This window comes from Pseudomonas sp. UF-293, from assembly GCF_058245595.1.
The window spans coordinates 42,483-54,453 of the sequence record NZ_JBSICA010000022.1 but is presented as its reverse complement, the minus strand read 5'-3'; the positions used below and the strand labels follow the sequence as shown (position 1 = coordinate 54,453).

Below are 11,971 nucleotides of genomic sequence, written 5' to 3'. Positions count from 1 at the left end.
GCGCGGGCTTGATGCCGCGCATGGCACCCTCATCAGGAGAAAAGACCATGGATGTTTTGCAAAAACTCAGCGGACATATTCGTCGTAAAGGCCTGCGAGCGACCTTGGGCAAGATCCGCAAACTGTACATTTTTTCCCATCAGCAACTGCTGTGGATGGAGCGCGACCTGGTCAGCCCGGTGCCGCCGCACCGCCTCAAACCCTATCCGCCACTGCGCGTGGTCAGGATTACGGCGGACAACGCCAGCGCTTTCGCACGCTACTTTGGCGACCGTGTCGGCACGATGGCCGAGCTGGCTAAAGAGGGCCACACCGGGCACATGCATGTCGACGAGCAAGGCGATGCCGTAGCGTTTATCTGGGGCACCCCGCGCGATTATTTCGACCGGCACTACTACGGCTGCCGGTTCCCGGTGAAACCCGGTGAGTTCTTCGAGTTCGGTGGCGAACTGGCCCGGGCGTACTGGGGGACGGAGCTGTCGGTGGATCTGCAATTGCGCCTGTGGGAAGCCATGGCCGCCCAGGGCTGCCGCAAAGTGGTCGATGTCTGTGAGTCGACCAACATACCGGCGCTCAAGCTGCACCTGCGCATGAGCTATACCGAACAACAGCGGATCATGAATATCTACACGCTGTTCGGTCGCTGGCGCTTCTATCGCGAAACCCGCTACAGCGGTTCGCGCCTGGCGGCGCTGGGTAAAACTTCTCGTCCACCTGTCAACGCAACGGCGGCCTGAACCTATGGTGATGCGATTCGAATGGCGCACGTCGCTGTGCGCCGCCGACTTCCCGGCAACCGCGTATGAAACGCTGCGCCTGGGCGTGACCGACCATACGCCGTTCAACAATCTCGGCTGGTTGTGCGCGGCGGAACAGGCTTTGGGCGAGGACCAGCGCCTGCACATTCTGCTCGGTTGGGAAGCCGCAGAACTGCGTCTGTGCCTGCCCCTTGTGGCGAGTCGCGAGCGCTTCGCCGGCGTGCCGTTTCGGGTCTTGCATCACTTGGGTTATCCGCTGGCCGACCGTCTGGCTTTGCTGTCGCTGCTCGGCGGCGAGGACATGCACGAGGCGCTGGTGCTGATTCGCCAGCGTCTGCCGCATGCGCTGTTGCAACTCAATGAGCTGTCGGAACCGGCGGGTGAGGAAAGTGCCGTCACCGCATGGATGGCGCGCAGCTCCACGGCCGAACGACGCCTGAGTTGCCGAGTGCCGGTGCATCTGATCAGCGAAGCCGACCACCAGGAAGTCTCCGGCGACCCGCGCTACAAACTGCGCCGGGCTCGCAAACGGATTGCCGCGTGCGGTGCGCAGATCCGCCGGATCACTCCAGATGCGCTGAGCATGGCTGCCTTGTTGCAGACCATCAGCGAAGTCGAAGCGGTGAGCTGGAAAGGCGATGAAGGCGTCGGGATTTTCGCCACACCGCGCAGCCGCCAATGGATCGAACGCGCCTTCACCGCCCTCGCAGGCCAAGGCTTGGTACGCGTGGTGATGCTCGAGCTGAACGGCCGCTGCATCAGCTATCGCCTCGGCCTGCTCGAACAGGGCCGGCTCTACGATTACAACCTCGCATTCCTGCCGCAATACGCCGACCTCGGCAGTGGCCGGGTGTTACTGGAGGAATGGATTCGCTGGGGCCTGGACGAGCACTGGCGCTGGATCGATGCCTCGCGGGTCAGCCTGGAAAATTCCAGCCATCAACTGCACGAACGCATGACCGGGCAATTGGAACACTGGCGCTGGAGTTTCTATTCGTGGCGCCCAAGTGGACTGGCATTGGGTCTGGCGCTGCGCATCTGGTATCGCTGCAAGCCCGCCGTGCAGCAGTGGCGAGCCCGCCGTGCAAACAAAAAAACTGCAGCACTGGTGCAACCTGTCGCAATCAATCCGGAGGGCGGCCATGCCTCGCCAAGTCATAGTCAACGCTGATGACTTCGGTCTCAGCGCCAACGAAAACGCAGTGATTTTCGCTGCCTTCCAGGCCGGCCTGATCAGCTCGGCCACCGCCATGGCCAACATGCCGGCGTTCGAAGCCGCCTGCACCATGGCCCGCCATCCGACGCTGCAAGGGCGGATCGGCCTGCACTTCAACCTGACCTACGGACGTCCGCTGAGCCAGACGATCCTGGGGCGGCGAACGTTCTGCGATGGCAACGGCGTGTTCGACCTCAACCTGCCCCGCCACAGCCTGTGGCTGGGTCGCGCAGACCGGGACGCGGTGCGCGCCGAATTGCAGGCGCAATGGCAACGCTGCGTCGATCACGGCATGCGCCCGAGCCATATCGACTCGCACCAGCACGTACACAACATCTGGCCGATCGGCGAAGTCGTCGCGAAGTTTGCCGCCGAGCAAGGCGTACCGATCCGGCTGGCGCGCAACCTCGGGCACAACCTCACGCTGCCCAAGCGCATATTCAAAGGTTTGCTCAATGGCCGTCTGCAGAATCTGGCACGGGTCACCGCCGATTACGTCTGCACACCGGTGGACCTGCGCAACGCCAGCGTCCCCAGCGACGGCGTGCTGGAAATCGTTGCCCACCCGACCCGCCTCGGCGTCGATTTCGGCGATGCCTATCTCGACTCCGGGGAGTCTTTGAGCGAGGTACTCGAACAGGGTTTGAGAGGCGTCGCGCGAGTCTCGTATGCCGACCTCAATCGAGAAGAAACACAGGGCGCCACGGCGCTTGAATGAATCACCGCTGTAACGACACTCACCACAACATCCGGGCCAAGACCCTGGAGGGGCATCATGAGCATCATCACCAAAGTGCAAGATCGCATCAGACAGAAAGGCCTGGGCCGCACCGTCGGGACGTTGTGGAAACGCTACGTGTTCTTCCACTGGGAACTGCTATGGATGGAGCGCGACCTGATCAGCCCGGTGCCACCGCACAAACTGCGCCCGTATGAAGGCCTGCGCAAAGTCGACATCACCGCGCAGAATGCCGTGGCGTTCAGCAAACACTTCGGCGACCGCGTCGGCACCATGGCCGAACTGGCTGCCGAGGGCCACACCGGGCACATGTACCTCGACGCCGATGGCCACGCCGTGGGCTTTATCTGGGGCAGCATTCGCGACTACCACGACCGCCACTATTACGGCTGCACCTTCCCGGTCAAACCCGGCGAGTTCTTCGAATTCGGCGGCGAAATGATCCGCGCCTACTTCGGCAGCAGCCTGTCGGTGGATGTGCAGGTTGCGCTGTGGCAAGCGATGGCGGCGCAGGGTTGCAACAAGGTCGTGGACGTCTGTGAAACCCACAACATCCCGGCGCTGAAACTGCATATCCGCATGGGCTATCAGGAACAGGGTCGGGTGACCCACGTTTACTGCCTGTTCGGCCGCTGGAAATTCTTCCGCGAAACCCGCTATGAAGGCTCACGCCTGGACCCGCTGCGCAAACCAGGGCGGCCAGTGGTGAGTGCAGCGGCGCAGGCTTGATCCGGTCTTGTGAAATGTGGCGGTCGCAAGGCCGCCATCGCGAGCAGCTCGCTCCTACACTGGACAGTCGCCATACGCGAAACCAATGTGGGAGCGAGCCTGCTCGCGAAGAGGCCAGTCATCGCAATGAAGATTCTCAGGCCTTGCTTGCCACCAGGCTGAAGCACATCGGCAGCTGCGCCTGCTGGTTCAGGTAGCAGTCATACACCTCTTCCCGGTTCGAATGCGCATATTCCTTAAAATCCACAATGCTCAGCCCCGCTCCAATGGCGCCGCTGAAGATCGCGCCCAGCGTATGCACGAACCAGTACGACTTTGCCGCCGGCTGCTCGACTTTACCTACGTAAACGATCGGCTCTTGCTGCACAAACGGCTCGGCACGGAAATACGAGCTGGCGAGGCGGTAGGGATCTTCAGCCTGCGGATCAACCATTTCCAGAAACGGATGGGTTTCGTAGATCACCAGTTTGCCGCCCGGCTTGAGCACCTGGGCGACATGGCGGAAGAATTCGCCGATGTCAGGCATCCAGTTGAGTACACCAATGGTAATCAGGGCAACGTCGAAGCGGTTATGCAGCGATGCGGGCAGACGGTGGATGTCGCTCTCGACGAATTCGGCAGTATGCGGCGAGCGGCTGTTGAGCTCGCGGGCCTGCTCAAGAAACGCTGCCGATTGATCAACGCCTACGACACTGCGCGCACCCAGCGCAAACAGCGACAGGCTCTCCCGACCGTTATTGCAGCCCAGTTGAATCACGTCTTTGCCGTCGACGTCCAGCAAGCCGCGCAAGGTGTCATCAAGGCAGCAAAACTCCGCCTGCGCGACATCGCTGAGCAATGCCTGCCAGTCCGGCGAATCCTGATGATGGCGAGCGGAATCGTTCCACGCCTGTCGATTGCTTTCGATGGCGGTTTTGGGGTTGGGCACTTCCATGGCGCTACTCCGGGTGAGGCTCTTGATTGAGCGGATCCGAGTCTAGATCAGCCTGATCGCTTCGGTTGTAGCGAACTTGTAAGCCAACCCGCGCCAGAGTTGCAGCAGGCTGCGATCTTTTGATTTTGAAGAGCAGGATCAACAGATCGCCGCCTTCGGCAGCTCCTACGTAAATTTCGTCCAAGGCAGCTATAGTTAACAGCCTTGGGGAAAACCGCATTCGCAGGTGCCGCCATGCTAAAGCTCGATCGGCTGCTGTTGACTGGCTGTCTGCTCGCTGCCACTGAGGCGCAAGCGCTGGACAGCAACTTCAGTTATTACGGGCCCAATCAGCCCTTCGCCCACCCTGCTCCGTACTCGCTGAGCGCTACGCCGCCCAGACCTTACGAGGACACCGCGCCAGCAGACTTCATCGTGCTGCCGGGAGGGCAGGAGTTTACCGACTCACAATTGCCGACCGTGGCGGATGCGACGGTGCGGGTGTTTATCCGCACGTACGATGCCGAACGGGGGATTTACGTGAATGACGAGGTGCTGGATCCGAGTTGCGTGCTGGAGTGCCTGAGCCGGCAGCCACATTGAGGGCTCACACCTCTTGCCGACACCAGGCGTCCCCCGTGGGAGCGAGCCTGCTCGCGAAGGCGATGGGTCAGTCAGGATTGATATGGCCTGACCCGGCCGCTTCGCGAGCAGGCTCGCTCCCACAGGGACCACGCGCTGTGTCCGCTTTACCACGGCCGCTTGTCCGGCCGGGCCAGGCCGAGTTTTTCAATGCGGTAACGCAGCATGTCACGGCTCAGACCCAGCAGGCGTGCGGACTTGGTGACGTTCCAGTCGGTTTTGTCGAGCATCTTGCGCACCATGTCGCGTTCGACTTCCGGCAGGTTCATCGACTCGGTATTGCTCGCCGGGCGCGGTTCGTAATGCAACGGCGCTTCATGCATAGGCAGCGGCGGCTCATCGACCAGGCTCATGCACACGTTCAACTGGTGCGCGGCGATGGTATCGCTGGGGGCCAGCAGCACGGTTTGCTCAAGCATATTGCGCAGTTCCCGCACGTTGCCGGGCCAGGTGTAGCTCAGCAACAATTCCTCGGCCTGTTGACTGAAATGCAGATTCGGTTTGCCATACCGCTTGCCATGGCTGGCGAGGAAATGCCGGGCCAGCAGCAGGATGTCTTCGCCACGGGCGTACAAGCGCGGGACCTTGATCGAGATGATGCGCAAGCGGAAAAACAGATCGCGCCGGAACTTGCCCTGCTGAACCATTTGTTCCAGATTGCAGTTGGTCGCGCTGATCACCCGCAGATTGACCTTGCGCTCTTTCACCGAGCCCACACGGCGAATCGTCCGGTCTTCGAGCAGTTTGAGAATCTTCGCCTGCAGCAATAAATCCATTTCCCCGATTTCATCGAGAAACAGCGTGCCGCCATCGGCCGCTTCCACCAGCCCGACCCGACGATCCTTGGCGTCAGTGAAGGCGCCCTTCTCATGCCCGAACAATTCCGACTCGACCAGATTCGACGGGATTGATGCGCAGTTGAATTCAATGAACGGGCCTTTGCTGCGCGGTCCGTCAAAGTGCAGCGCCCGGGCCACCAGTTCCTTGCCGGTGCCGGTCTCGCCTTCGACCAGGACCGGCGGCAGATCGGTGTTGGCCATGCGCCGCTCGGCGTCGAGCAATTGTTCAATGGTGTGTTTCAGATACTGCATCGGCGGCGAATCGCCGATCAGCGCCTGCACCCCGGATTTCTGCGCCTCGCGTTCCTGATAGAACGACAGCGTGCGTTCCAGCCGCTCGGTGGCCAGTGCTTTGTCGAGGAGCAATTTGAGTTCCTGCAGTGCGACCGGTTTGGTGACGTAATGAAAAGCGCCCTCCTTCATCGCCACCACGGCGTCTTCGACGTTGCCGTAGCCGGTCATCATGATCACTTTCAGATCCGGCGCGCTGATGCGCAGCTGCTGGATCAGTTCGTGACCGCTCATGCCCGGCAGCGAGTTGTCGGTCAGGACGATGTCCGGCATGAAGCTGCCCAGTTGCTCCAGCGCGTCTTCGGCCGTATGGCAGACAGTCACCTCGAAGTCCTTGCGCTCCAGGTAGGTCTGAATATTCTCGGCCAGCAGTTCGTCATCCTCGACCAGCAGAATGCTGTGTTCCATATTCACCTCCCGATGCCACTTTGAAGTTGAGACTGACGCGGGTTCCCTCCTGCTCGCGACTGGTCAGGACGACCGAGCCCTGGAAACGCTCCATGATGCGTTTGACCAACGCCAGGCCAACCCCGAGGCCGCCCTGTTTGGTGGTGAAAAACGGCTTGAACACCGACAACTGCTGCTGTGCGCTCATGCCCTTGCCGGTGTCGCTGAGGGTCATGCGCACGCTGTCGGGCTGCGGCGTTTCGAGTTCGACGCTGAGTACCCCGCCCTTGGGCATGGCTTCGAGGGCGTTGGCAAAAAGACTGTTGAGAATTTGCGTGAGCAGCACCTGCTGGCTGACGACCGCTGGGCAGTGCGGCCGGCTGAATCGCACCTCGACGTTGCTGCGTTTGATCAACGCATCGAATGCGCCAATCGTATCCTCGACCGCCATGACCAGATCCACCGTTTCGCCGTCGTTACACATCGGCCGCAGCGACACCAGCAATTCGCGGACCCAGCGCGACATACGGTCGACCTGACTGATGATGTCGCCGATGTTGCGCTGCGCCGCAGGGCTGGCGATGTCCTGAGCCAATTCGGCGCTGGAGCGGATAGTCGCCAACGGGTTGCGCAAGCTGTGCGCGACCGCCGAGGACATCTCGCCCAAGGCGACAAAGGTTTCGTTGCTGACCAGCTGTTGCTGTTGGCTCTGCAGCAGCTTCGCCGCCCGTCGCACAATCCAGAACAAAGCGAGAAAAATCGCTGCACCACCAAAAAACGTGGCGGCCCAGATCGAGGCGAAACCGCGGTCGATGCGATCGACCAGATCCGACGGTTCCTTGTACACCTCGACCATGGCGATGACTTTGCTTTTGTCGGCATTGAACATCGGGATGTAGTTTTCAATGAACAGGTATTTCGGCTCACGCAGCAGGCGCTGTTCCGGGCGCTCATCGTCGATCTTGTGATAGCTCGACGAGACCGGCACTTTCATTTCGAACGACTCGTCGAGTTCGTCGTCATCCTTGATGTGCACGCCGATCAGCTCGGCATTGGTAGACCAGATCACTGTGCGATCCAGCGCGTAAACGGTTGCGAGAAGAATGTCCGGCAGATGCTCGACATGGTCGAGAAATTCAGTGCGGGCAGAGACGTGTGCGGCCGGATCGACATCCGGATAGTGGTTGTCCTGACGTGGATCGAGCATTTCGCCCATGGTCCGCGCCGCCGTGATGTTGGCGTGGCGCATTTCCGCCTCACCGATGGCCTGGATGAATTGCGCGGTCAGCAACGCGTCGCGCTCGACACTCTCGGTCACCACAAACCGCGTGGAGATATAGCCCAGGCCGAGCGCGACCGCAGCGATGATGGAAAAACTCGCGAGCGAAAACCAGCGCAGCAGATTGAACTGTTCGCGCCAGCCCTTGCCGGTCATTGCAGGCGCCTTTCGTGCTTCCAGTCGCTGCATGAGAATGCCCCGGGAGATTGCTGCGAGTCGCTGACAACCATCAGTGTAGGTGGCTCTGACCGCGACACACGGCTTAGTGATTGTATTTTGCCGCTATTGCATGCGACTGAAGGCTGCCGCTCCAGCGCCAGCCCTCACGGCGTTGACGGACGGCTGCTGGCGCTCGGTTTCATCCGCAAGAAATTCAATGATCGATTGCACGGCCGATTCGTCGAGGCGCAGGTTGGGCATCGGGATTCGCTCGAATTGTTCGTAGAGTTTCAGGGCAATCGGATCTTTTTCAGCGAGCAGGCGATCCGGCTCGCGGATCCAGCGGTTGAGCCACTGCGGATCACGCTGGCGGGTCACACCAATCAGGTCCGGACCGATGCTGCGCATGCCAATGCCCTGGCCATCCATCGGCCCGAGGCTGTGACACGAGGCGCAGCGTGTGCGAAACAATTCTTCGCCACTGCTCGGCGGTCGGATATCCGGAGCGTTGACGTAGCTTTGCTCGGTACTCGGCTGTTTCCAGTTCTGCAGGGTGTTGGCCAGTTGATCGGCGAGGATCCATGGGTTTTCGAACGGCGAAGCCTTCATCCAGCGCCCGGTGCTCTGGTTGCCGACAATCAGGCTGAGGTTGTGATCCTTGCTGCGGCCGTTGTCGACGCCATCGATAAACAGGCCAAGCGTCTTGCGCAGCTCGGTGACGTCTGCGAATTCGCCAGTGAGAAACTTCCAGCCGGGGCCGACCTTGAAGCGTTGCGCGTAAGCCTTGAGCACATCCGGCGTATCGCTGAGAGGGTCGATGCTGATCGAATAGAAGAAGATGTCCTGGCCGACTCGATCACCGAGCAGCTTCTGTACCTGACGCAGGCGCGCGGTTTCCAGCGGGCAGGAATCGCTGCAGGAGGTGAAGATGAAATTGATCACCACCACTTTGTCTTTGATCAGGTCATCAAAAAACCGTAGCTGCCGACCATCCTGATCGGTCAGCAACGTGTCGGGAAAATAATCGCTGCCCCACGGTGTGGCGTTTTCGCTGGCCATTGTCGCCGCGCCGGAGCTGGCCTGGTGCGCCAGCAGCACGCGGCTGCCGAGCACGCAGGCCACCAGCATCAGCACCAGGTGCATGCCCAGCGCCCGGGAGCGCGGAGTATGCCAAGTCCGGTCAGCGTGCCGGCGGCTCATGGCTTGACCACCACTTGCGGGCCCATGCCATCGCCATTGCGGAAGGTCGGCAGCGCGGCGGAATTGACGTAACGCACGCCATCCCAGCTCGGCAGCGGTGTCGGCATCAGCTGCAACTGCCCGGGTTTCTCCAGGTCCCAGCGCAGCAACATCGAATTGTCCTCATGCTGGGTGTTGTGACAATGCTCCATGTAAGTGCCGGCAAACTCGCGGAAGTTGATCGCCATTTCCACACTGTCCAGTCCATCACGTTCCGAACCGATGCGATAGACATCCTTGCGCGCCCATTTTTCCCACTCTGGCGGCGCCTTGCCGCCGCGACTGAGGATGATCCCCTCCTCGAAGTGCACATGCACCGGATGGCTCCAGCCCGTGCCGCCGGCCTTGATGTTCCACACCTCCAGGGTGCCGAATCCGGTGACGCCAGCATCGGTGGGGCCACTGGACAGCTGGGTCGAGGCATTCAGCCGACGCGGGTCCATGTGGAAGCCGAAGCCGCCATCTGTCTTGACCGTCCACGGTGCCTGATCGGTGCCATCGGATCGGCCGAAAGTAAAGGTGCGATGCCGGGCCTTGGCCAGCAGCACCTTGTCTGCCGCGTTGTCACGATGAATTTTCAACGGAATCATCACCAGCCCTTCGGCCTTGCCCGGTTTGGCCGGTTCATAGGCTGCCGGGTTAATCGCCAGATCCTGACCGGTATAAGCCTTGACGTTGAGCTGCAGAACCTTGCCCACCGCCGGATCGCCCCGATCCCATTGCGGCCCTTTACTGGTCTGTTTGGTCACGGCCAGATATTTCTCGGAGAGGATGTCGGCCAGTGAAATGACGTCTTTCGGTCCCTTGCCGTCGTCATGGGCCTGCATATTGACGAAGAACAACTTGTCGCCCGGCTTGATGCCGTTTTTTGAAAAGTTGACGATGATATCGAAGCGCTCGGCGATGCCCTGAGTCGGCAGAATCGCATTGTGATTCTGCTTATCGCCGTCGGCGTCGAGGTCCATGCTACCGTCGAACGGCACGCTGTGTTCCATAATGTTGCCGTCATTAGCAATCATGTGGAACGGCACGCGGCTATAAGACACGCCGGCATTTTTCGGCCCCGCAAACTCGCCGCCACTGCCTTTGATTTCTCGCACCAGCGCCAGTTTGAAGTAGCGCGACACCGAACCGTTGAGCATGCGGAAGCGATAACTGCGCGCTCGCACGTCGAGGGTCGGCTTCCACTGCCAGTTGACCAGCAGTTGATCGCCGAGGAAGCCATCGGTGTTGAACGGGTTGAACCACAACTGGCCTTCCTGATCCCACGCCTTGTCGGCGAAAACCAGGTTGACGTCGTAGTCGCGGTTGCCCCATGGCAAGGCGCTGCCGCTGGGCAGACGCAGGTTGACGCCATCGTTCACCGACTCGTTACCGCGATCCAGGGCGCTGTAGTAGTTCATCATCGCCGCGTTGCCCTTGTAGACGTTTTGTGCGGTGAAATCGAGCATGTGGTCGTGGAACCAGTGGGTGCTCATGGTTTCACGCCAGTCGCCACGGATCTTGATGGTGCCGTTGTCACAGGTCTTTTTCGCCGGGGTGAGGTCGTTGACCCACAGGGTTTCCCCCGGCGCGCAGGGGAACGCCGCGCGCGGATCTTCAGCCTTGGTATTTATGCTGTCGTAGCCGGCGAGCTGAATCGGCCAGCGATAGTCGTAGAACTGCCCCGGAAAGAAGAACGCATTGGCATAGCCGTCGCTCTCCGCCGGCGCGTGGCCGTTGTGTTCGTGGGTGCTGATGGTGTGCAGACCGAAGCCCCGATTAGCCGACGGATCGATCGGCAGGCCATTGTAATGGCGCATCAGCACAGGCTGACCGTAGCGCACCATCAACAGTTTCGGCGGCAGTGTGCCGTCGAAGGTCCACACCGCATTGTGGTTTTGCACCGGCATGTTCGGATGAAAACGTGGGTCGACACCTTTTGCAGTGCCGTCGGTCGCCGGTACGCCGGCAACGTTGTGATACAGCCCGCCGGGGCCGAACTCGCCCAGCGCATAGCCGTGCATCTGCAGGCTGTCACGCAGGCCTCCATTGAGGCGCGCTCCGGTCTGCACGGTCTTGTAGGCCGCTTGCGGATAAAACTCGTTCCAGCGCTGATGCGCCCAGCCTTTTCCCGGCGGGCGCCCTTCTGCCGATGAGCCGATGTGGCGGTTGAGGAAGACTTCGATCTGGGTTTGCCAGGGATTGCGGTCAACCACGTTGGAAAACTGGCTGGGAAACGGCGTCAGCCCGGGCTGGCGCAAAAAAGCATCGAGCGCACTGCCGGGCGGCGCGCTGCGGGCTGGATTGTTCGGATCCTGCGCAGGCGCCGGGCCAATCGCGACTGGCGGGAACGGCAACAACGCCGCTGGAGTAGCCGGGTCGAGTTTTTCCGGTCCGAACTCTTCGAACAAGGTCAGCTGTTGAGTAAACGGCTGCGCACCATACAGCGGACTGGGTTTGCCATTGGTGGGGTAATTGAAACTGGTCTGCACTGTCGGCGGCAGCACGTTCTCGATCCGCGTCGAATCACGCGTACCTTTGACGCCGTCCGGCAGATCGAATGAGTCTTCGTTGGCCTCGGGCATGGTCAGGATGGCATTCAGCGCCCCGGCGCGATCAGCGGGCTCGTCGTAGTAGGCCGATGGATCAGAGATTTCCGGCTGTCGCTCGTCATCGATCGGACTGGCCCGAACGCCCCCGACCATGCCAAGTGTCATCAGCAAAAAGACGCTCATGGGCGTCAGCAGAAAGGCATTACTCGGATCACGCATTGCTCTGTCCATCACCAGCCACCTCAG

Annotated in this window: 10 protein-coding genes; 5 read left to right on the top strand and 5 right to left on the bottom strand. The window is 60.8% G+C overall.

Going from position 1 to position 11,971, the window contains the following annotated elements; translation table 11 throughout:
* The first annotated feature begins 47 nt into the window (after positions 1-47).
* The 4 genes from AC4IHP_RS20735 to AC4IHP_RS20720 are packed head-to-tail and all read left to right on the top strand — an operon-like array spanning position 48 to position 3,442.
* Complete coding sequence (locus AC4IHP_RS20735) at positions 48-737, top strand: GNAT family N-acetyltransferase (RefSeq protein WP_064363960.1); 690 nt, start codon at positions 48-50, stop codon at positions 735-737.
* A 4-nt stretch (positions 738-741) separates the two neighbouring features.
* Positions 742-1,929: a GNAT family N-acetyltransferase gene (locus AC4IHP_RS20730; protein WP_490832615.1), complete on the top strand. Its 1,188-nt coding sequence runs from the start codon at positions 742-744 to the stop codon at positions 1,927-1,929.
* A complete protein-coding gene (locus tag AC4IHP_RS20725; protein ID WP_460118172.1) occupies positions 1,901-2,692 on the top strand; it encodes a ChbG/HpnK family deacetylase in 792 nt (263 codons plus the stop codon). Before AC4IHP_RS20730 ends, AC4IHP_RS20725 begins: the two co-directional genes overlap by 29 nt.
* Before the next feature lie 57 nt (positions 2,693-2,749).
* Entirely contained in the window at positions 2,750-3,442 is a 693-nt protein-coding gene (locus AC4IHP_RS20720; RefSeq protein WP_460118170.1) for a GNAT family N-acetyltransferase, read from the top strand.
* 136 nt (positions 3,443-3,578) lie between these two features.
* Here AC4IHP_RS20720 and AC4IHP_RS20715 read toward each other — a convergent pair whose 3' ends face one another.
* Entirely contained in the window at positions 3,579-4,376 is a 798-nt protein-coding gene (locus AC4IHP_RS20715; protein ID WP_490832614.1) for a class I SAM-dependent methyltransferase, read from the bottom strand.
* 234 nt (positions 4,377-4,610) lie between these two features.
* On the opposite strand from AC4IHP_RS20715, the gene AC4IHP_RS20710 reads away from it, so the two are divergent.
* Positions 4,611-4,958 carry a hypothetical protein gene (locus tag AC4IHP_RS20710; RefSeq protein ID WP_460118166.1) on the top strand — a complete coding sequence of 116 codons (348 nt, stop codon included), beginning with the start codon at positions 4,611-4,613 and terminating at the stop codon, positions 4,956-4,958.
* 146 nt (positions 4,959-5,104) lie between these two features.
* Here the strand turns inward: AC4IHP_RS20710 and AC4IHP_RS20705 are convergent, their stop codons facing one another.
* From AC4IHP_RS20705 to AC4IHP_RS20690, 4 genes are all read right to left on the bottom strand, one after another.
* Positions 5,105-6,535 carry a sigma-54-dependent transcriptional regulator gene (locus tag AC4IHP_RS20705; RefSeq protein WP_490832613.1) on the bottom strand — a complete coding sequence of 477 codons (1,431 nt, stop codon included), beginning with the start codon at positions 6,533-6,535 and terminating at the stop codon, positions 5,105-5,107.
* Complete coding sequence (locus AC4IHP_RS20700; protein ID WP_460118161.1) at positions 6,504-7,982, bottom strand: ATP-binding protein; 1,479 nt, start codon at positions 7,980-7,982, stop codon at positions 6,504-6,506. The genes AC4IHP_RS20705 and AC4IHP_RS20700 overlap by 32 nt, the downstream gene beginning before the upstream one ends.
* A gap of 93 nt (positions 7,983-8,075) precedes the next feature.
* On the bottom strand, positions 8,076-9,152 hold the full coding sequence (locus AC4IHP_RS20695; RefSeq protein ID WP_490832612.1) for an SCO family protein: 1,077 nt from the start codon (positions 9,150-9,152) through the stop codon (positions 8,076-8,078).
* Complete coding sequence (locus AC4IHP_RS20690) at positions 9,149-11,956, bottom strand: multicopper oxidase domain-containing protein (RefSeq protein ID WP_490832611.1); 2,808 nt, start codon at positions 11,954-11,956, stop codon at positions 9,149-9,151. Before AC4IHP_RS20690 ends, AC4IHP_RS20695 begins: the two co-directional genes overlap by 4 nt.
* Positions 11,957-11,971 lie beyond the last annotated feature (15 nt).